Below are 19,596 nucleotides of genomic sequence, written 5' to 3' on the forward strand. Positions count from 1 at the left end.
GGTGTGGGGCTCGCCCGCGGGCAGCCCGGCCGGCCCCGCGGGCGCGCCGTCCGGTGGCCCGACGCCCCAGGCGCCGACCCGGACGAGCACCCCGAGCGCCCCGGCGTCCGCCCCGGCACCGTGGGGCTCGACGACCGCGCAGCGGGGACCGTCGTGGGCCGCGGCCGCGGGTGCCGCACCCGCGGACGCCACGACCGTCGACGCGGCGCCGGTCCCGACCGACGCCCCGCCGGCCGGAGGCTCCTGGTCGCCCGGCGCCGCCGCCGAGGACGCACCCGCGGGCCCGCGGTGGGGCTCGCTCTCGAAGGGTGACCCTGCGGGGCCCGACCCGGTGCGCCCCGACGGCGGCCGCCCGGACCCCGCGCGTGCGGCCCGGCCCGTCGACGAGCTGGACGACGACCTCGACGAGGACGACGACGAGGACGACGAGCGTCCGTCGCACCCGTACACCTGGCTCCAGCTGCTCGTGCTCGCCCTGGTCGCGTTCGTGCTCGGCTTCCTGATCGTGCTGCTCGGCAGCCGCGGGAGCGACGACGCGTCCGGCGCCGCCCCGACCCCAGCGACGGCCAGCGCCGTCGTCGGCCACACCACCACCACCTGAGGAGACCCGTGCCGGCAACCGAACGCGCCGTCGAGCTCGCCATCGCGGCAGCCCGCGCCGCTGCCGACCTGAAGGCCGACGAGATCATCGCGCTCGACGTGAGCGAGCAGCTCGTCCTGACCGACGTGTTCCTCATCGCCTCGGGCACCAACGAGCGGCAGGTCGGCTCGATCGTCGACGCCGTCGAGGAGTCGCTGCACAAGCTCGGCTCGAAGCCGTTGCGCCGCGAGGGCAAGTCCGAGGGGCGCTGGGTGCTCATCGACTTCGGCGACGTCGTCGTCCACGTGCAGCACGCCGACGACCGCGTGTACTACGCGCTCGAGCGGCTCTGGAAGGACTGCCCGGTCATCCCGCTGCCCGACGACATCCGGGACGGCGACGGGGCGGTGCAGTGAGAGCTGGCCGCCTGCTGCTGTGGCGGCACGGACGGACCGCGCACAACGCCGAGGGCCGGCTCCAGGGCCAGTCCGACATCTCGCTCGACGACGTGGGCCTGTGGCAGGCACGCACGGCCGCGACCGCGCTCCTCGCCCGGTACAAGCCGACGAAGATCGTCGTCTCGGACCTCGGGCGTGCCCGGGCGACGGCCCAGGCGCTCGCAGAGCAGGCCGGGCTCGACGTGGTCGTCGACCCGCGCGTGCGCGAACGGTCGTTCGGTGCGTGGGAGGGGCTGACCGCCGCCGAGATCGGCGAGCGGTGGCCCGAGGAGCACGCCGCCTGGGCGGCCGGCGGTGAGCCGACCCGTGCTGGCGGCGAGGCGCGTGCGACCGTGGCGGCCCGCATGGTCGAGGCCGTCGACGAGCACGCCGCCGGGCTCACCGACGGCGACACTCTCGTCGTCGTCTCGCACGGTGCGGCGATCGGTCTCGGTGTCGCGGGGCTGCTCGACCTCCCCGCGGACTGGCGGGGCATCGTCGGCGTGAGCAACGCGCACTGGGCCGAGCTCCGTGCGGCACGGGGCACGGCGCCGCACGCGTGGCGGCTCACGGGCTACAACCTGGGCCCGACCGACGCGTCGACGGACTGGAACGCCGGTCCCGACCAGGAGGCCCGCGACCCCGATTAGCGTTCAGGGGCAGGTCTCGCCTAGACTTCACGACGCCCGCAAGGGCGGTGATGACTCGCTCCACGGGGTGAGGCTTCACGGGGCTGTGGCGCAGCTGGTAGCGCACCTGCATGGCATGCAGGGGGTCAGGGGTTCGAGTCCCCTCAGCTCCACTCGAAGAGTTGGCCGGTGGCCACGTCGGGATCCTGGGAACAGGAGCCGGACGTGGCCACTGGACATTTAGTGGACACTTATCGACCGGACCTCGAGGCCGTGGGCCCGTGTCTCGGGGTGTCTGGCCCAGGTTGGGCGGCTCGCCACCCACCTGCTGGCATGGACACCGATGTGACGTCGCCGACAGCGGCGACGATGACCCTGGCCGAGCTCGCCATCCACCTGTCGGTCACCCCGCAGGCGCTGTACGACCTGCGCTCGAAGGGCCGCGGCCCGCGCGGGTTCCGGGTCGGGCGCCAGCTGCGCTTCCGGCCAGCGGAGGTCGAGGCGTGGATCGCCGGGCTGGAGGCCGCCGACGGCGCTCGGCACCGCCGGCGCGCCGGCACGTGAGCCGGGGACGACCCCGCACGGCTATCGGCACCTTCGGCGAGATCGCGGTGACCGACCTGGGCGGCCGCTACCGGGCCCTGACCCGCTACCGGGACGTGGACGGCCGGCTGCGCAAGGTCACGGCTGTGGCTGCCAGCCCGCGGGCGGCGCAGGCGCGCCTGAAGGCGCGCCTGGTCGAGCGGCCCGGCTTCGGAAGCGGGGGAGTGCTGGGCGCGGGGAGCGGGTTCAGCGAGCTGTGCGAGCTGTGGCTGGCGGACCTGGAGCTGCGCGACATTTCCGAGGGCACCAAGGCCAACTACCGCGACGACCTACGTCTGCACGTGCGCCCCGCGTTCGACGCCTACACGCTCGGGGAAGTCACCACCGGCCGCGTGGAGTGGTTCCTCAAGACCCAGGCCGCCATCTCGTACTCCCGCGCCAAGCACCTGCGAACGCTGCTGAGTCAGATGTTCGGCTTCGCGCTCCGGCACGACGCGATCCGGCGCAATCCCGTCGAGGGCACGTCCCCCCTCGTCCGGCCGAAGCACCAGGTACGGGCCCTGACCCTCGAGCAGGTCCAGGCATTGCGCGCCGCGGCCGCGGCGTGGCGCAGCGGGCCGGACGTTAAGGGGCCGCGGCCTGACGGCAAGGTTCGCGACATCTGCGAGGTCCTGCTCGGGACCTCGCTCCGCCCTGGCGAGGTCCTCGCTCTTCGGCCGTGCGACGTGACCGAGGCGCCCTCCGGCATGGTCATCCACGTGCGCGGCACCGTCATACGCCAGGCGGGGGTGGCCGACTTCCGGCAGGACCACCCGAAGACCCACGCCTCCAACCGGCGCCTCGCGGTGCCGGAGTTCGCGGCTGAGGTCCTGCGTCGGCGCATCGTCGCCATGGGCCCGGACCAGCGCGAGATGACGATCTTTCACAACCGCCATGGCGGAGTCATCACGCTGCACAACCTGCGCCGCACGTTCCGGGAGTTCGTCACGGACGCAGGCCTGGACGGCATGGGCATCACCCCGCGCTGGTATCGGCGCACGGGAGCCACGGTCATCGCCCGAGGAGTCGGCCTCGACGCCGCAGCGGCATTCCTCGGCCACACGAGCACCGCCGTCACCGAGGGCCACTACGTCGCCGTAGACGAGACGGTCGACACCGCGCCGGCGCGCGTGCTCGAGCTCACGCTTCGCCCCGGCGAGCCCGACCCTCGTCTGCTGGCGGCGGGCGCCGATGCTGAGGAGGAAGACCTGTTGGCGCGGATCGTCGACGGCGACGAGACCGCACCAGCGCCGTGACCTCGTCCGTGTTAGCGACTGGACGGCGTTCGGTGAGGTCTGCTGCCCGGGCTGTCGGTGGTGGTCACTAGCCTCGCCGCGGACGACGCACCAGAGAGGTGAACATGAGCAGCGACCAGTTGGAACGGGTGCTCGCGCACCAGCAGGTCTACGTGCCCCGGCGGATTGGGATCGACACGATCGGATCAGGTAAGCATCTGGGTCTTGCGGTGGCCGCCCGGCTCGGCCGACGCCTGACCGTCCTGGCGCCCAACAGGAGTTCGACGATGCAACACCCAGAGCTGGCCAGGCTCGACGTCGTGACCGAGCGCAGTGGACGCCTGAACGACGGTGGAGTCGTGCTGGCCTGGTGCCCGACGTACAAGGTCATGGAGAAGATTCAGCACCTGGAGCAAAGCGTTGTGGTGCTGGTCGAGTGGATCCCGGGGGAGTTCGACGCATGGGCGAAGATCCACCAGGCGTACAACGTGGCCACCTGGCAGGTGATGGACACGGGGCTCGACGAGAAGGCAGTGGATGCGCTCGACGCCATCGTCTCCGAGGGTTACAACGGCTGGCACGACGACATCGCCAGGCGGATCGTGCGCCGCAGCCTCGAAGGCCTCGCGGACGCCAGGGTCTATGACCGTGGGCTTGTCCTGGCCTGGGCGCGCCGCACCAAGTCGGAGTTCAGCCTCAAGGCCCTGGACAAGATCCTCGACAGGTTCGAGGAGTCCCGGCCAGCGCCCGACTCCCCACCGGGAAGTCCAGCGATCACCACGCTCAAGTGGTAGCCGGGCGGGCGCCGGACGCCTGCTTGATTGAAAGCACGTTCTAATCGTCTTGCATGAAAGGAGAGGGTCGCCAGCCAGACCAAGCGCCGCTGGGGCGCAGCGCCGAGCAGGCGCCAGCTGAACGACCCCGGAGGCGGCGACGTGAGGCGGACGCGCCCGTTCGGGCCCCGTCGGCCGGGCCGGTGGACGCGATCCTCAAGCTGCCGACTGTGCCCAGATCGAGGCGGTCTTTCGTCACGAACCCGACAAGTTCGCTGTGGCGAGGTCGGTGGCCAGGTCGATGGTGAGGCGGCCGTCCTCCAACGCCAGGTGGAGGTGGTGACCTTCGATCAGCATGGCGAGAACGGAGGAGCGCGCGAATGGGTAGGCAGCGACTCGACGAGGAGGGAAGGCCCGGTCCACTACCCAGACGACGACGTGACCTTGAGTGCTTGCCGCGACCAGCTGCATCCCGTTCGGGACGGTACCGAACGCCACGCGCTGGACGTGAGGCTCCGGGATGGACCCAGCCACCTCGCCGGACGCTCCGTCGACCAAGACGAGTTCGCTGTTAGTCAGGAGGGCGGCGACGTCGGTCCCGGGCCATGTCCTCGAGACGATGTCGTAGACGTGGTCTCGCGTCGTGCATGTCCAGAGTCGTTGAGGTCGGCGAGCGAGGCGGTGACCGTCGCTCACCAGCCGGGCCTCCACGCGGCAGCTCTCGCTGCGGTGGACGTGATCGCACGCTGCCTTCTGAAGGAACGTGACGCTGTTGTCAGAGAGCTCGAGGATCGCAGCGGCGCTGCTGCCCGGATGCGAGATCAGAGGCTTTCCGGCAGAGGGCCTGAACGACCACAGCTCGGTGCTTGGACCGCCTGATGCGATCAGGAGTGTCTTGTCAGGCACCTCGGCGACGTCGGTGATGTAGCGCGGATACATCGCGGCCTCAGTCGTGAGCTCGCAGATCAGCTCGCCGGTGTCGGCGTCCCAGACAGAATTGGCTGCGCCGACGACCTGGCGGCCCGATCGGAGCCGTCGGGCAACGATAGGACGGTAGGGACTACCGCTCGGGCCGATCTGCCGTCGACCGGCGTCGGTGACGACCACTAGGCCCGCGCCGGGCATCGACTGCACGAGCCGCGGGCCGTCCTCTGCCCGTAGGAAGGCGGCACTCTCGGCGCGAGCCGAGCGCTCATGACCGGGGTCCATCCCGGACCCGTGATCCCACAGCTGTAGTGACGATCTGCTCGCCGTCACCGCGAGAATCCGTCCTACAGGGTGGCCTGGTGCGATCGGGCTGGCGATCTCGGACACCCTGGGCACGGTGCGCGGCCCACTGCCGCCGAACGAGTCGAGGAACCAGGTGCTGTCGTTGGTCTCGGCGACAAGCGCACCCGCCGGTCCCCATCGAAGCTGATGGACGAACGAGCCCGTTTCGGCCAGCGTCCGCGCTGGGTCGGCGCCGGAGGGGTCGACCACGATGATCGCCCCGTCGCTCGTGCCGACGGCGATCCGGGCCTGACCGCGCGCGACACCGGCCTCAATCGCGCTTGCCCGGACGTTCGGAACGAGCTGCCTGCGCCGGCCTTCGGAGATGTCGACGAGATCGACGCCGACGTCGCCGGCTATGACAACCATGTCCTTGCCGCGGACGCTCGTGAGGTCGGCATGCCGCACCTCGCCGGTGTCGAGCGACGCGAGTACCCCGCCGCCCGGAAGGCCACGGAGCCGGACTTGCGAGGGGCGCACGAAGTAGGCGTCCGCGTCATTGGCGGCGAGATCGAGCGACAGGAGCGCCAGCCGACCGTCGACCGTTGCCCGAAGCCGTGTGAACCTGCCGAAGTCTGCGTCCACCACTTGGCCGGTGGTGGCGTCCCAGAGCACCTGTGTGTCGAAGGAGCACATGGCGACGGCCGGCCGGCCGTCGGGGAGCGTGACCCACCACAGGCGATCCTCGAAGGCGGGTTCCGATGTCGGGATGACGGGCCCCCACGGTGCGCCGGTGAGCGGGTCCCAGAACCGGATCGTCGTGTCCCTGAAGTTCGTCGTGACTGCGGCCACCACCGCTCGGCCGTCCGGGAGGCGTCCTGACGTCACGCCTCTGATGAGCCCACCGACGTCGATCGCGACGTGCAGGCTCGACGCCTGGAGGTCCGCATGCGCGACGCGCGGGTCGTGCAACCCCGCGCCGCTTACGCCTAGCCGGCGCGCCGTCACGGTGCGGAGAAAGTTGCGTCCCGGTTCGTCGAGGGGCGCGAGCGCGTCGGCATCCATCATGATCGCGGCGACCAGGGGTGGCGGTGGCGACGCCCGACCTAGCAGCATCCGGAGCCCCTCCGCGCGCACCGTGACTGGGTCGAGCGCCGCGAGCACTTCGGGATACTCCGTGGCGAGACGGTCCCAGCCCGCTGCCGCGCTCACGTGTTCGGCGAGATGGCTGCAGACGTACGGCGGGAGGCTGGGGCGGTCATCCGCCTCGAGCGAGCAGAGCGCCGCGACGATGTGCGCCTCTTCGGGCTCAGATGCGCGGGACGTCGATCCCCGCTGGTCCGGCGGGCTGTCACCACCGGCGTCGCTGGCGGCGCGGAAGAACTCAACGAACGTGCGGTGCGCGAGCCGGTAGACGGCTTCGCCCCCCTCGCTGCTCTCCATCACGTACGGAGCCGCGGCGCGCAACGTGGCAGCGACGTGCACGTCGTTCACAGCCTCGCCTGACAGGGCGGCGGCGACCGTAGCCCACACGTTGCCGGATCGGGGGAAGCCGCCACCGCGCGCGTAGGTGAGGACGCGAACCAGCGCTGCGGTGCGGCGGTCGTTGGCTAGCAGCCGCTTGAACGCGTGCGCGAAGAGGCCACGATGCCCTTTCCCGAGCAGGGCTTTGAGCGCGCCGTCGTCGTGGGCGATCAGCGGCTCGGCGAGGATCTCGTGCACGGCCAGCCGGGCGAACAGGAACGGTTCCTGATGCGTCGCGATCTGTCGCGCGACAATCTCGACCCGCTCGTGCGGGAGGCCACTGCTAGACGTCCCGAGCCGATCGGTGACGTACTGCTCGACGGCTCGAGGCTCGCGTCCGAGGTGCATACGGGTCATCGGTCCGAGGGCGTCCACCAGGTCCTGGTCTGCCGGTGCCGGGTCGTCGGGGTCCTCGTTCAACGACTGCCGCGTCCCGACAAGGACGCGAACCTGCGGCAGTGCGGCGATCCTCGCGAGGAGTGACGCGACGGCGAATGGGTCACGACACTCGTCGAGCGCGTCGGCGACCACGGTCAAGGTGCCCTGGTGCTGTGCGACGATATTGACCAGTACGTCGGGTGAGTTAACTCCCGTTGCGCCGCCCAGCAGGGCGGCGATCGTCGCAGTGGCCTCGGCGATCGTGAGCCCAGACAGATGTATGGCGGCGTCGACGAGGACGTCGGTGGGTCGCAGGTCGTCGGGGAGGAACGGGTGTCCGGCGGCGGCCAGGGCGGCGAGCACGCCCTCGTCGGTGCTGGCCAGCACCATGCCGATGACAGCGGACTTTCCCGCGCCCGGGTCGCCGGTCACCGCGTACATCCCGCTGCTCGCTCCACGCAGCCACGCGACAATCGCGCGGCGTTCGTTGGCCCGGCCCGTGAAATGCCAGGCGGGCGCCCCGATCTCGGTGCCCTGGGCGCGGGCGTAGAAGTGGTTGCGCAGCGCTTCTGGTGCGTCCGCCAGCACCTGACGTAGTTCGTCGTAGACGTCGAGTGTGGCTGTGAACGTCGGGCCGTCGAACCGGCTCGGAAAGCTAGCTGTCGGCGAGAACTGGGCGTAGATCCTCGGCGGCGGCCCCAGTCGAGCGTTCAACCGCTCGACCAGGACTCCCAGCCGCACACCGGCCGTCTCGTTCGGCCCGAAGCTGCTCAGAGCGCTCTCGAGATCCTCCGTGAAACGGCCGGCGAACGCGGCGCCGTCTCCGGTGCCCACGATGCCGAAGTTCGCCGGCGCGTCCGTGAAGCCGCTGAACACGTCCCAGGCTCCGCGCCGGGATCCGCAGGTGTCGAGGATGACTAGCACCCACCGGTCGGAGCGAGCCGCCGCGAGCCGCCGTACACGCCCCTGGAGCGCGTCCAGCAGCATTGCGGAGTCCATGCCGTTGAGCGGGGACAGACGCTCAGGGCTGTCGGCGAGAGCGGCGACGTACTTCTCACCGTACGTCCCGTGACCGATCCAGTAGATGACGTGAGAGACATCGTCCTGCAGCCGGAACTCTTCCCATAGTTCACGAATCCGGGCGTTGTCCGCTCGTGCGGTCCAGTCGTCAACATCGAACCCGTGTTGAGCGAACGACTCGACCACCCGCAGCCGGCACGATTCGGCCTCGTCGACGCTCCAAGCGGAGACCCTCGAGTACGACGACAGGCCGACAGTGATGAGCCTGAGGTCGCTCATGAGCTGACGAGAAGGACGTCGGATACCGGCGACCACCCGCCGGAACGGACCTCGACGCGGTGCAGCCCGGAGGCCAGCCCGACGTGGCGGAAAGCGAGACGGTCGCCTTCGAGAACGGCCTCGGTCCAGCGCGTCGGCTCACCGGAGTCGAGGTCGGTGCTCGTCACGGCGATGTCGCCGAAGCCGTCAGCCCCCGTCACGACGACCTCGAGCACCTCGCCCGGCGCTGCGACGTCGGGGATCTCTGCGCCTACTGCGCCAGTGCCCAGAGGCGGCGCTGTGGATCGGCCGAGCAGCCTGTCCACGACGAACGTTCTCGTCTCCGAAGTCTGTGCCAACGGTGCGTGCCGCTGCGGGAGCGTGAACGCTGCCGCGCCGAGCGGTGCAGCCGAGCCGCGGTACACCGTCGAGTCGCCGCCGTGATCCACCCCGCGCAGCGACCGCAGGAAGGTCACGTCGCCCGATCCCAGGCACAGACTTTGCGCGGTCGGCTGCTCAGCCCCCGCGAGCGCGTGCAGTTCGTACGGCAACGGCTGCTCGGAGCCGAGATTCAGTCGAGTCCACCGGCTCTGGGCTTCCTCGGCGAGCTCACTATCGGCGTCGAGACCCACCACGTCGGCGGTTTCCAGGGTCCGCAGGACGCCGCCCTCATCTACGCACCGATACCGGGGCAGAAGGTCGTAAAGGCCCGGGCAGGTCGTGGCGAGCGCCCGGGCCGCAGCGGGAGGCATCAACGGCGGTGCGCCGCGACCCGCCGCCAGGATCTGCACCGCCTTGACGGCGCCGAAGTATGGGGTGCCCAGCGTGATGACTTGGCGCAGGACCTCCGCTAGTCCGTGATTGCGGGCCGCCCAGAGCGTTATGAGGCCCCCCATCGAGTGCGCCACGATCGCGAGACGTACGTCGGCCGGGTCCCCGAGTCCGCGCTTTCGCACCTCCGCCCGCCACCGCTCGAGATGCGCGAACCCTGCGGAGGCAAGGTGTGGTGCCGCGACATCGATGCCCAGCCGCCAGTCGTAGGGGAACTCGGCGATGGCCGCGGGCGCTGCCGCGCGCTCTCGGAGCCGGTCGAGCAGCGCCGTGTAAGGCTCGACTCCGCGAAGAATGGGCATGAATGCCGGCGCGCGCAGAAGGCGGGTCGCTCGAAGCCGCCTGGCACCAGCCCGCTCTTCGTCAGTCACGTGCAGCACCGTGGTGCGACCGCCGAGCCAGTGCTTGGCGGCGAGCGACGGGGCGAGCCCCCAGACGACCATCCCCTCGGCGTCGCACAGCTCGCTACCCATCGTGCCCGGCACCACCAGAACAGCGTCGAGAATCGTCGGTCGGGCGCTTCGTGTCGCCATCCGTCGCCCCCCGCCCGCTAAACGGCCCGGAACGTTTATCATGGCGCTCCACGCCGATGTATGCCAGCGTGCGAAGAGACCGACAGAGACACAGGCCTGGACGGCTTGGGCATCCTCCGCAGGTGCCGCCGCACCGGGGCCACCGTCATGGCACGCGGAGTCGGCCTCGATGCCGCAGCGGCATTCCTCGGCCACACGAGCACCGCGGTCACCGAGGGTGACGAAGTCGTCGCTGCCGTTAGACGCAACTTCGGCAGTTCAGCGAGGGCGGGCGGTCGTACGAGTGTCGCTCGGGTCGGGCGTGGACCGCTGTGGTGCTGTCGCGGCCGCACGGTACGGCTCGCTGCAGAGTCGACATCGGGAGCTCCAACAGTCGCTCGATCGCACAGCGGTGCCCTGCAAGCCCGTGAGCACTAGAGCGGCCTCGAGGTCAGAGTGCCCGTGTGCGCTCGTTGAGGTCGCACGCCATGACCTCTTCCGTGTCAGGGACTGGAACGGCGTTCGGTGAGATCCGCTGCCGTTGGTCTCTGCAGGTCAGCGCCTTGATGGGCGTCTGCGGTCACAGGCGGACGTGAGCGATCACGACGCCGTTGGGGTACGCGTTGGGGTACGGCTCAGGCCGGGCCGAGGATCCGTTCTGTGAGCCCGTGGTCCCCTTGCAGTCGACGTCGGCGTGCCCCACGTCTGCCCGCCGCACGGCTTCGGTCCAGACGCGCCGCGTCGGGTGTCCGCCGGCGCCCGGCAGCGGTCGCCGCGAGACCGACCTCCGGCGTCGGTGTTCAGCGGGCTGGCCGCTCGGCCGCGGTCGGCCACGCCGGGAGACATCGTTGTCCGAGTCCGCGCGTGTCGGCTCGAGCGTCGTAGCACGATGGATGCTCTGCGCGTGTCGCGACCGCGCGCCCGGGCTCGGAGGTCGTCATGTCGCAGCGGGCGGTCACGTCCGTGACCGGGCGCGTCCCTCGGGATCACGTGTGCTGGCCGTTCCACGGCCTCGAGGAGTACGTCGAGACGGCGCGCGCGTACGTCGCGGAGGGGCTCGGGCGCCGCCAGCATCCGGTACCGGCTCGTGTGTCGCCGACGCGCGTCAGGAGGCCGATGTGCTCGTCGACGACCTCGTCCACCGTGGGGCCGTCGGTCCGTGTCGCCTTCGCAACCTCGATCGCGAGACTCAGGTGCTGGCCGTTCGCGTTCAGGAGCTTGACGGTGGCTCGGCCCGGCGCTTGTCGTCAAACGTCAGGAACTGCTTCCTGGCCGTCGTGGGGTCCCGCCAGACGACGCGGTACGCCGTCGAGCCGTCGCTGCGTTGTCTCGACTCCAGACTCGCCACGAGGACCAGTCTTCGCCTGGTGCGGACAGATTCGGCCTCCCATTGGGACGGAAGCCCCATCCACAGGGCCTGACCTGCACAAACGCGGTGCCCCGAGTGGGCTTCGAACCCCGACAAAGCCGCATATCGGACACATGCTCGACCTCGTCACCGCTCTGACCTGCGGCGACGCGTGGATCGGTGTGGACCTATCGGCGCCGGTGCGGCATCTGTGTCCCCGCGGGGGACGGGTGTTGGCCTGCGTTGAGCTCGGAGACCGGGCGGCCATCCGAGTCTGCCTGGCGGCGGCGTGCGCCGAGCGACCGGACGCTCGCTCCGAGAACGGCTGCGTCCTCAGGGGCTGCGTTGCGTCCCGGCCGCGGTTGATGCTCGGCAACCTCGACGGTAGCGCTGTTGATGAGTGCCGCGACCTGCGCGGGGGAGAAGCGGATGCGACCTTTGCCGAGTCGCAAGTGGGCGACGCGTTCGCGGCGGGCTTGCTACGGGGCGCCGGAGGGTGAAGCCTCTGTGGTGGCTCGATGAACCTGATCGCCGGCTGTGAGATCGGGCTCGGGGCGAATCGCGCACCGGTCGACCTCGTGCTCATCGAGCCGCTCGTCGCCGAGGTCGCCCCGACGCCGCCTGGAGCGGCCGGTCGTTCCGTCACACGCTGGAGACGCGAAGGGTCCGACCGGACCTGGACCCCGGTGAGGTGCAGCTACCCGAGCGACTGACCTGACGTGCGTCCTGGAGCAAGGGCCGGCGCTGCTCGCGGATCGGCGTGGGTTAGAGCGGGAGTGCGCGGTCCTCGACGACGGAGCGCATGACGAGGGTGGAGTTAAGTCGTTGGACGCCGGGCAGGGCGGCGAGGTGGCCGTCGTAGAGGCGCTGGTAGTCGGCCAGGTCGCGGGCGACGACGCGCAGGAGGTAGTCGGGGTCACCGAACAGGCGCTGGGCCCGCAGGACGTTGGGGAGGCCGGCGACGGCGGTCTCGAAGGCGCCGATGCTGGTGACGGTCGCCTCGCGCATGGTGACGAAGACCAGGGCCTCGAAGGTCAAGCCAACAGCGCTGGGGTCGAGGCGAGCGTGGTAGCCGGTGATGACGCCGGCGCGCTCGAGTGCGCGCAGCCGGCGGTGGCACGGGGACACGCTGAGCTGGACCCGCTCGGCGAGCTCGGTCAGCGTCTGGCGCCCGTCGCGCTGGACTTCGGCAAGGATCGCGCGGTCGATCGCATCCATGCGCCATATCCTTCCACGACCGGTGGCGATGTGGGGAGATCTTGGGACCACCTTGCGCGTGATCCTGCATAGCCTTCCCCTGCTATCCCCGGACAGGGGTGTCGAGCGGGGGTGGGGAGCGGATGGACGGCGCGGACGTGCTGGGGTTCTGGGCGATCTCGGTGCTGTTCGTGCTCACCCCGGGCGCGGACTGGGCCTACGCGATCAGCGCCGGCATCCGCGGGCGGGTCATCGTCCCCGCGGTGACCGGGATGCTCGCGGGGCACCTGATCGCGACGCTGCTGGTCGCCGCCGGCGTGGGCGCGCTGGTCGCCGGCGCGCCAGGGCTGCTCGGGGCGCTCACCATCGCGGGCGGCGTGTACCTGGTGTGGCTGGGGTTCATGACGTTCACCCGACCGGCCACACCGCACGAGAGCGCGGAGGCGGTCGCCGGGGTGTCGCGGGCGCGGTGGCTGTGGAAGGGGCTCGGGGTCAGCGGCCTGAACCCGAAGGTGTTCCTGCTGTTCCTCGCGCTGCTCCCGCAGTTCACGTCCCGCGCGGCGCCGTGGCCGGTGAGGGCGCAGATCATGGTTCTCGGTCTGGTCCACGTCGCTACCTGCGCTGTGGTCTACCTCGCGGTGGCGGTGACCGCGCGGCGGGTGCTGTCCGCGCGCCCGTCGGCCGCGAAGATCGTCTCGCGGGTGTCTGCCGTCGTGATGGCCGCGCTCGGCACCGGGCTCGTCGTCGAGCAGCTCCTCCACTGACTGATCCAGCCCACCAGCCCACCCGACCGGAGATCTCGAGGAGACCGCGATGGATGCCCTGGCCCTGCAGGCCACGTTCTCGGACCTGACCACCCCGCACGTCGCGGATGCCTGCCTGCGGCTCGGGGTACAGGTGCGGTGCGCTCCCGCGACGGTCCGTCCGCTGTGGCCCGGCATCCACATCGCCGGCCCGGCCCTACCGGCCCGGCACTTCGGCAGCGTCGACGTGTTCCTCGAAGCCCTCGAGCACTCCGCCCCCGGCGACGTCCTGGTCGTCGACAACGGCGGACGCACCGACGAGGCGTGCGTGGGTGACCTTGTCGCCCTCGAGGTCGCCCACGCCGGCTTGGCCGGGATCGCGATCTGGGGCCTGCACCGCGACACCCCACAGCTGCGCGCGATCAACGTCCCCGTTCTCAGCCTGGGTGCCTACCCGAACGGCCCCGAACGCCTCGACCCCCAACCGGTCGACGCGCTCACCCGGGCCGCGTGCGGGACCCACACGGTCACCCGCGACGACGTCGTGCTCGCCGACGACGACGGTGTCCTCTTCCTCCCGGCCGACCGGGCGAACGAGCTTGCCGCGGTGGCGACCCGCATCCGCGACACCGAGCTGCGCCAGGCCGCCCGCATGCAGCTCGGGACCTCGCTGCGCGAGCAGACCCGCTTCACCGACTACCTCGCCGCCCGGGAGAAGGACGGGGTCACCTTCCGCCAGCACCTACGCTCGCTCGACGCCGCCATCGAGGAATGACCCAAGGCCTGCTGCTACCAGCAGACCCGCTCTCGTGGAGACCACCGATGTCGGTTCACGCATAGACAACGCTTCTCGCAACATGGAGGCACATGATGAGGATCCTCGTCGTCGGCGCGGGAGCGACCGGCGGGTACTTCGGAATCCGGCTCGCACAGGCCGGACGCGACGTCACCTTCCTCGTCCGCCCCGAACGCGCCCGACAGCTTCAGCAGCGTGGGCTCACCCTGATCCGAGGCGATGATCACGAGCGCATAGATCCGGTGTTGAGAACGGCCGCAGAGCTGAACGGTGCCTATGACGTCGTGCTTCTGACGGTCAAGGCCTCGGCTCTCGAGAGTGCCGTGGAGGACATCGCCCCGGCCGTGGGGGCCCCGACCGTCATCCTGCCTTTCCTCAACGGGATGGCTCATCTAGACGTCCTCAACGCACGGTTCGGGCCCAACCACGTGCTCGGCGGCCTCGTCCGCGTCGTGGCGACACTCACCCCCGATGGTGACATCGCTCAGCTGATGGATCTGGCGACGCTGACCTTGGGGGAGCAGAGCGGGCAGCGGACCCCCCGGGTCGGTGAAGTCCTGGCCTTGCTGGACGTGGAGGGCGTCGGGGCGGCGATCGCCGAGGACGTGGTGGCATCGATGTGGCACAAGTGGGTGTTCATCGTTGCTGCCGGTGCCGCGACCTGCATCATGCGAGGTCCGGTCGGGGCGATCGTCGCGGCTCCTGGCGGCGCACAGTTCATCGGTGAGGTGTGGTCACAGGCTGCGGCGGTCTCGGCTGCCGCAGGTTTTCCCGTACCGGAGGACGAGGCTCGCGCATCCCTACGGATGCTGACGCAGGCGGGTTCCTCGTTCGTCTCGTCGCTCTACCGCGACGTGGTCGCCGGGCGACCTGGTGAACGGGAGCACCTCCTGGGCGACTTCACCCGGAGGGCTCGCACGTTCGGTGTTGCTACTCCGCTGCTCGATCTGGCGTTGCTGCACGCGCGCATCGCCGCCAGCCAGTGAAGACCCCGGCCGGTGGAGAGAGCGGCCGTAGCAGCCCGGGTCGTCACGGGACGGCTGGGGTGCGGCGCATCGGGACGTAGCTCGGCCTCGCGGCTGGAATAGCGCAGGTGACGAATAAGGGACTCCGCCAGGTCCCAGACCCGACCTGGACCCGGCCGAGGTCGTCCTGCCCGACCGGCTCACCTGAGCTCGAGGGAGCGCTGCCGGTGGCGAGCGCCACACGGGCGACATCGACGCGCCTGCGCCGGGGCGTCGGAGGGGCGACCTACGCTCCGGGCGTGATCACCGCCGTGGCCCTGACCGAGACCATCCCCCCGGATCACACCGGCCACCACCCCGACCGCCAGGCCGGCGAGGTCCGCCAGAGCGCCGCGACCTACGAGGAAGCCCGGGACCGGATCTTCGCCGAGCTGCCCGAGGGGTGGCGGGTCATCCACCTGCGCACCGTCTAGGACGACCCACCCGCGGCTGCGTCGCGGGCGGCCCGGGCGCGATCGATCTCCGCGCGCTGGATCCGCCAGTCCCGGCCCTCCCTGCGGCCCGCGAGGCGACCGGTGCGCAGCTTGTGGCGCACCGCCTGCTCGGTGATCCCCATCAGCTCGGCGGCCGCCGGCACTCCGAGCGTCGTCGGGGACGGCACGATCCCCGCCCGCGCCGCGAACTCCTCACGCGTCAGCACCTCCACCGCGAGCACGCGCGCGCCCGCCACGGGCTCGACGCGCTCGAGCGCCTCGAGCACCGCCGCGGCGTAGTCGGCCGCGGTCACGGCCAGGTGCAGCTCGACCCAGCCCAGCGCCGTGTGCCCCGTCGACAGCAGCGCCTCACCGAGCTCGGCCAGGGCCGGCTCGGGCGGTGCCTGGCGGGCGGCGATCTCGACGCGGACGCGGAAGTCGGTGCTCATGGGACGCATCCTCGCCGACGGGGTCGCGCACGAGCTTGCTCGTCGCTCGTCAGGCGCATGATCGCGGCGACGTCGACACCAGAAGTTCAGTCGCTCCTCCAGCATGCCGGGCGCGGAGCCAGATCAGGCCGTCAGTACGCCGGTCTACCGTGCAGATGAGGTCCCGCTGCGATCCCCTTGAGCAGCGGGGCCTCTTCGTGCTCTGACGCGGGGATGTGCCAGGGTGCTCGATTCGAGATGCTCTGACCCGTGCCCTGGGCAGGCGTCAGTCGCGATGTGCCCCGTTCAGCGCGTCTCTGACGTGCGCGTAGGTGAGGTATGCCTGGTACAGCCGGGGCAGGGTGATGAGGAACAGCACCACGACGTAGACGAGAAGCCCGGCCTCGATCGCAGCCCAGAAGCCGACGATCATGTCGTCTCCCGTGCCCGCGCCAGCACCGAAGTTCATCCCGAGGAGCAGCCACCCTGTCGCGACGCCGCTCATGTACGCGGCCACGAGCAGGTGGGCGCACGTCTCGTCGATCGCGTCGCGATCGAAGCGCTCAGCGTCTCCCCATGCGGGTTCTCGCTCGGTGAGTCGTAGGCGCACGCTCGACAGATGCGTGAACGCCGTGAGGAAGCCACCCGCGAGCAGGGCGAGGGCGGCGAGCGCCCCCTCTGGGAGGCGGAGTTCGAACCCAAACTTGAACGACAGCGCGGTGGCCAACAGCGGGGCGCCCAGCAGCACCGCACGGGTGGGGTAGTCGGGGACGGTCGTTGCGCCGCGGTAGTCGCTCAACGCCTTCCAGTGGGCCCGGAAGATGTCGGTGGGAAGAAGTCGATCGAACACGGGGGCCTCGGCTACGTCACGTCGATCGGGATGCTGAACTGCTGGACGAGGGGTCGCAAGCGCCCCGCGGCCGCTGCTCGCAGCGCGTCGGTCGTGGGGGCCTGGTCTCCGATTGGGTACACCATGATGCGCTCCAGGTTCGAGGGGCCGAGCGAGTGCACCCTGCCGCTCTCGGTGAACTCGAGCACCCCATCAGTAAAGCCCACGCCAGCGACATCGGCCTCGATCAGCTCCACAAGCGCACCGACTGCGGGTGAGCCGTTCTCCTCCACCTTGATGCCGAGGTGCCGCTTGAGCCAGCGCTCCACCATGGCCTGCGCATCGCGGAACTTGGTCGCCGGGAGCCCGTTCTGGTGGAGCGTGAGGTCGCGGCTCGTCCGCCGGCCCCCGGAGCTCATCGCTGCCCGGTGAAGGCGCACCCCCGCGATTGTCCCGTCCGTGAGCACCTCCCGGATGCGGTTCTCGTCGAACATCCCGCGGGGCAACCACCGAAGCCACGTCCCGTCGACCGGTCCTGACGGCGCAGTACCGGCCGCCTCGGAGTCCTGAAAGTTCTCGACCGAGAGTCGCTTCAGCAGCGTCTCGCCCACATGCGTACGCCCGACGACCTCCGAGACCATCACCGCCGTGTCGCCCGCGGCCGGGAAGTGCACGAACGCTCGGTAGGGGCGGCTCGCGGCAGCCTGGTCCAGTCGGATGTCGGCGCCCCCGTCAACGGAGACCGCGATGTCGTACTCGCCCTTGCGCCCGTACGTGACACCGACCTCGACCGAGTTGCCGACCAGACGCACCTGGTCGATGCGCATCACAGGCGTGCGTGCAGGGATGGCGCGCCCTTCGTCCGGTGCGCCATCTCGCGGCTGGTACGCCGCCTCGCGCACGAAGACTCGACCCTGCAGCTCGGTGAGCCGCTCAGCGAACTGGCGAGCAGGCGTGTCCAGGGGAGCAGTCCCGAAGGTCAGACGGGGCCGAGTCCGGCCGCTGGTGACATGGACCTGGTACAGCCGAAACCCGTACAGCGTCACGCTTCCCCCTGCTGTGGATCAGTGGATCGTCCGAGCATCCCAGCCCGGAGTGGGAAGCCGTGGAGGCGGTGAGGATGAAATCGGGTCATGTCGGACCTCACGATGCCCGCCTGGGCCCGGGACCTCTGGTCCCGACGACAACCCGCGCTTCGTCGAGGCGCGCACTAAAACGGTCGTTCGAGTACATGTCACACGGCAGCTTCAGGCGATGGCTCGTTCGAGGAGGTGGCGGTGCTGCAGCATCCACGCGGCGTCGCGGGTACGCCAGGTGACCGCCCACAGGACGGGGTACCCGGAGTCGGTGACGGCCGAGGTGGTGTCGGGGTGGACGGCGTGCTCGAGCGTCTCGGCGGCGGCGGCGTGGACGGCGAGCTCGATCATGCGGTCGACGAACCCCTGCCGGGCGAGGGCAGGCAGCTCGTAGCCCTCGAGCAGGAGGCGGACCTGTCGCGCCCTGTCCGCCACGGGCGGCAGGCCGAGGCGGTCCGCGGTCTCGTCGTCGTGCAGCTGGGCGTTCAGCCACGCGGCCTGAGCGAGTTCCCAGATCGCATCGACCGGGCCGGCGAACTCCCAGTCGATCAGCGCCGGCGTGCCGTCCTCGGCGATCACCACGTTCCACGGCCCGACGTCGCAGTGCCCGATCACCGGGTGGTCGCCCGGCAGCGCGCGTCCGAACCAGTCGCGCCAGCGTGCGTCCGGGGGAGGGGTGAAGGTCGCGGCCGCTCGGTGCGCGCGGCGGAGCAGCTGCCCGATCGCGAGGACGTCCTCGTCCTGCCATTGATGCGGGTGCCGGCTCGATCCCGGAACTAAGGTCACGACCTCGCGTCCGTCGGGCGCGAACCCGCTACCCACGGGGCGGGGCGCTCCGGTGAAGCCCACCGTCTCGAAGTGCCGGAGCAGAGCGACCACGGCGGGGCTCCATGGCCCGGCGTCGCGCAGGACGGTGCTGCCGCGCAGGCGTGCCCTGGATGGCTGGGCTCCGTTGCCCCACGTGGTTAGCGCCGACTCGTCGGTCATCGGCACAGTGAAGGGGAGCGGGCCTCGGCGCCACAACCGCAATCCCGCATCGAGACCCCCGCCTGCACTTAAACGAACGTTTGCGTGCATGTACTTAGACGGAGCGCGCTCGAGCAGCGCTGGGCTGCGCTCTGGTTGAAGGCGCGTGATGGGGAGGGCTCGGCGGTCCCCGCGCCGTGAGGTCGTCTACCGATCCGCTCGCACCGGTTGTGGGTGCTGTCACCCAAGGAGGGTGAGGCCTGCGTCTACGCGCGGGGGCACTGTCGGTGCGGATGTACACCGGTATCAGCGGGGGAGAACGACGATGAGCGCACCCAAGGCTGCGAGCCCGACGACGCGTGCGGCGCTGCAGGCTGCGCACGAGCGTTACGCGATGGACGACCGCCAGGACTTCGGTGACGCCGACCGGGGCCTGATCGCGGCGATCCCGGGTGGCGCGGTGCGTGAGGACGACGGTCACGTGAGCTTCGACCTCGGGTGGTTCGACTTCCTGGGGCAGGACGGTGACGCGGCGCCGGACACGGTCGACGCGAGCCTGTGGCGCCAGTCGCAGCTCATCCGCAAGGCCGGCCTTTACCGGGTGGTCGACGGCCTGTACCAGGTGCGCAACAACGACATCGGGACGGTGACGTTCATCGAGGGCCCGGACGGCGTCGTGGTCGTCGACTGCTCGTCCTCGGTGGCCGCCGCGCGACAGGCGCTCGGGCTGCTCCGGGAGCACGTGACCGACAAGCCGGTCGTCGCCGTGATCTACACCCACACCCACATCGACCACTACGGCGGCGT

19 protein-coding genes, 1 tRNA gene and 1 pseudogene are annotated in these 19,596 nt (G+C 70.6%); 13 read left to right on the plus strand and 8 right to left on the minus strand.

Features of this window, described 5'->3' with window-relative positions; genetic code table 11:
- From AB6N24_RS18455 to AB6N24_RS18485, 7 genes and pseudogenes are all read left to right on the plus strand, one after another.
- A pseudogene (locus AB6N24_RS18455) lies at window positions 1-601 on the plus strand (hypothetical protein); the annotation flags it as partial.
- Between the two features lie 8 nt (window positions 602-609).
- Window positions 610-996, plus strand: coding sequence for a ribosome silencing factor (gene rsfS, locus AB6N24_RS18460; protein ID WP_412870843.1), 387 nt, complete (start codon window positions 610-612; stop codon window positions 994-996).
- Window positions 993-1,667 carry a histidine phosphatase family protein gene (locus AB6N24_RS18465; RefSeq protein WP_412870844.1) on the plus strand — a complete coding sequence of 225 codons (675 nt, stop codon included), beginning with the start codon at window positions 993-995 and terminating at the stop codon, window positions 1,665-1,667. The genes rsfS and AB6N24_RS18465 overlap by 4 nt, the downstream gene beginning before the upstream one ends.
- 79 nt (window positions 1,668-1,746) lie before the next feature.
- Window positions 1,747-1,819 (plus strand) — tRNA-Ala (locus AB6N24_RS18470).
- 160 nt (window positions 1,820-1,979) lie between these two features.
- A complete protein-coding gene (locus tag AB6N24_RS18475; protein WP_412870845.1) occupies window positions 1,980-2,210 on the plus strand; it encodes a helix-turn-helix transcriptional regulator in 231 nt (76 codons plus the stop codon).
- A gap of 47 nt (window positions 2,211-2,257) precedes the next feature.
- On the plus strand, window positions 2,258-3,484 hold the full coding sequence (locus AB6N24_RS18480; protein ID WP_412870846.1) for a site-specific integrase: 1,227 nt from the start codon (window positions 2,258-2,260) through the stop codon (window positions 3,482-3,484).
- Between the two features lie 104 nt (window positions 3,485-3,588).
- A complete protein-coding gene (locus AB6N24_RS18485) occupies window positions 3,589-4,257 on the plus strand; it encodes a hypothetical protein (protein ID WP_412870847.1) in 669 nt (222 codons plus the stop codon).
- Between the two features lie 234 nt (window positions 4,258-4,491).
- Here the strand turns inward: AB6N24_RS18485 and AB6N24_RS18490 are convergent, their stop codons facing one another.
- From AB6N24_RS18490 to AB6N24_RS18500, 3 genes are all read right to left on the minus strand, one after another.
- On the minus strand, window positions 4,492-8,646 hold the full coding sequence (locus AB6N24_RS18490; protein WP_412870848.1) for a WD40 repeat domain-containing protein: 4,155 nt from the start codon (window positions 8,644-8,646) through the stop codon (window positions 4,492-4,494).
- Window positions 8,643-9,989: an esterase/lipase family protein gene (locus AB6N24_RS18495; protein ID WP_412870849.1), complete on the minus strand. Its 1,347-nt coding sequence runs from the start codon at window positions 9,987-9,989 to the stop codon at window positions 8,643-8,645. The genes AB6N24_RS18490 and AB6N24_RS18495 overlap by 4 nt, the downstream gene beginning before the upstream one ends.
- A gap of 965 nt (window positions 9,990-10,954) precedes the next feature.
- Window positions 10,955-11,110, minus strand: a complete 156-nt coding sequence (locus AB6N24_RS18500; protein WP_412870850.1) for a hypothetical protein — start codon at window positions 11,108-11,110, stop codon at window positions 10,955-10,957.
- Between the two features lie 724 nt (window positions 11,111-11,834).
- Here AB6N24_RS18500 and AB6N24_RS18505 point away from each other — a divergent pair.
- Window positions 11,835-12,029, plus strand: a complete 195-nt coding sequence (locus AB6N24_RS18505) for a hypothetical protein (RefSeq protein WP_412870851.1) — start codon at window positions 11,835-11,837, stop codon at window positions 12,027-12,029.
- Window positions 12,030-12,081: 52 nt separating this feature from the next.
- Here AB6N24_RS18505 and AB6N24_RS18510 read toward each other — a convergent pair whose 3' ends face one another.
- Complete coding sequence (locus tag AB6N24_RS18510; RefSeq protein ID WP_412870852.1) at window positions 12,082-12,534, minus strand: Lrp/AsnC family transcriptional regulator; 453 nt, start codon at window positions 12,532-12,534, stop codon at window positions 12,082-12,084.
- A 122-nt stretch (window positions 12,535-12,656) separates the two neighbouring features.
- Between AB6N24_RS18510 and AB6N24_RS18515 the strand changes: the two genes are divergently transcribed.
- The 4 genes from AB6N24_RS18515 (at window position 12,657) to AB6N24_RS18530 (ending at window position 15,490) form a co-directional block, all read left to right on the plus strand.
- A complete protein-coding gene (locus tag AB6N24_RS18515) occupies window positions 12,657-13,277 on the plus strand; it encodes a LysE family translocator (RefSeq protein WP_412870853.1) in 621 nt (206 codons plus the stop codon).
- Window positions 13,278-13,326: 49 nt separating this feature from the next.
- Window positions 13,327-14,031, plus strand: a complete 705-nt coding sequence (locus AB6N24_RS18520) for an RraA family protein (protein WP_412870854.1) — start codon at window positions 13,327-13,329, stop codon at window positions 14,029-14,031.
- A gap of 95 nt (window positions 14,032-14,126) precedes the next feature.
- The gene (locus tag AB6N24_RS18525; RefSeq protein ID WP_412870855.1) at window positions 14,127-15,038 is read left to right on the plus strand and encodes a ketopantoate reductase family protein; all 912 of its coding nucleotides are present in this window, start codon (window positions 14,127-14,129) and stop codon (window positions 15,036-15,038) included.
- 278 nt (window positions 15,039-15,316) lie between these two features.
- Window positions 15,317-15,490, plus strand: coding sequence for a hypothetical protein (locus AB6N24_RS18530; protein ID WP_412870856.1), 174 nt, complete (start codon window positions 15,317-15,319; stop codon window positions 15,488-15,490).
- Here AB6N24_RS18530 and AB6N24_RS18535 read toward each other — a convergent pair.
- The 4 genes from AB6N24_RS18535 to AB6N24_RS18550 form a co-directional block, all read right to left on the minus strand.
- Window positions 15,487-15,939 carry a helix-turn-helix domain-containing protein gene (locus AB6N24_RS18535; RefSeq protein WP_412870857.1) on the minus strand — a complete coding sequence of 151 codons (453 nt, stop codon included), beginning with the start codon at window positions 15,937-15,939 and terminating at the stop codon, window positions 15,487-15,489. The two genes, AB6N24_RS18530 and AB6N24_RS18535, sit on opposite strands and share 4 nt — an antisense overlap.
- Before the next feature lie 265 nt (window positions 15,940-16,204).
- On the minus strand, window positions 16,205-16,768 hold the full coding sequence (locus tag AB6N24_RS18540; RefSeq protein WP_412870858.1) for a hypothetical protein: 564 nt from the start codon (window positions 16,766-16,768) through the stop codon (window positions 16,205-16,207).
- Window positions 16,769-16,779: 11 nt separating this feature from the next.
- Window positions 16,780-17,793 carry a hypothetical protein gene (locus AB6N24_RS18545; protein WP_412870859.1) on the minus strand — a complete coding sequence of 338 codons (1,014 nt, stop codon included), beginning with the start codon at window positions 17,791-17,793 and terminating at the stop codon, window positions 16,780-16,782.
- A 201-nt stretch (window positions 17,794-17,994) separates the two neighbouring features.
- The gene (locus AB6N24_RS18550) at window positions 17,995-18,810 is read right to left on the minus strand and encodes a phosphotransferase (RefSeq protein WP_412870860.1); all 816 of its coding nucleotides are present in this window, start codon (window positions 18,808-18,810) and stop codon (window positions 17,995-17,997) included.
- Between the two features lie 304 nt (window positions 18,811-19,114).
- Between AB6N24_RS18550 and AB6N24_RS18555 the strand changes: the two genes are divergently transcribed.
- Window positions 19,115-19,596: MBL fold metallo-hydrolase (locus tag AB6N24_RS18555; protein WP_412870861.1), on the plus strand; the 482-nt coding region annotated here is incomplete at its 3' end.

Origin of the sequence: Cellulomonas jepli, assembly GCF_047229345.1 — a bacterium.
GTDB lineage: Bacteria > Actinomycetota > Actinomycetes > Actinomycetales > Cellulomonadaceae > Cellulomonas_A.

Excerpts from the sequence above, each read along its gene's own strand:
- AB6N24_RS18475 (WP_412870845.1), top strand. The coding sequence starts at position 1,980 with ATGGACACCGATGTGACGTCGCCGACAGCGGCGACGATGACCCTGGCC.
- AB6N24_RS18485 (WP_412870847.1), top strand. The coding sequence starts at position 3,589 with ATGAGCAGCGACCAGTTGGAACGGGTGCTCGCGCACCAGCAGGTCTAC.
- AB6N24_RS18490 (WP_412870848.1), bottom strand. The coding sequence starts at position 8,646 with ATGAGCGACCTCAGGCTCATCACTGTCGGCCTGTCGTCGTACTCGAGG.
- AB6N24_RS18495 (WP_412870849.1), bottom strand. The coding sequence starts at position 9,989 with ATGGCGACACGAAGCGCCCGACCGACGATTCTCGACGCTGTTCTGGTG.
- AB6N24_RS18505 (WP_412870851.1), top strand. The coding sequence starts at position 11,835 with ATGAACCTGATCGCCGGCTGTGAGATCGGGCTCGGGGCGAATCGCGCA.
- AB6N24_RS18510 (WP_412870852.1), bottom strand. The coding sequence starts at position 12,534 with ATGGATGCGATCGACCGCGCGATCCTTGCCGAAGTCCAGCGCGACGGG.
- AB6N24_RS18515 (WP_412870853.1), top strand. The coding sequence starts at position 12,657 with ATGGACGGCGCGGACGTGCTGGGGTTCTGGGCGATCTCGGTGCTGTTC.
- AB6N24_RS18520 (WP_412870854.1), top strand. The coding sequence starts at position 13,327 with ATGGATGCCCTGGCCCTGCAGGCCACGTTCTCGGACCTGACCACCCCG.
- AB6N24_RS18525 (WP_412870855.1), top strand. The coding sequence starts at position 14,127 with ATGAGGATCCTCGTCGTCGGCGCGGGAGCGACCGGCGGGTACTTCGGA.
- AB6N24_RS18535 (WP_412870857.1), bottom strand. The coding sequence starts at position 15,939 with ATGAGCACCGACTTCCGCGTCCGCGTCGAGATCGCCGCCCGCCAGGCA.
- AB6N24_RS18550 (WP_412870860.1), bottom strand. The coding sequence starts at position 18,810 with ATGACCGACGAGTCGGCGCTAACCACGTGGGGCAACGGAGCCCAGCCA.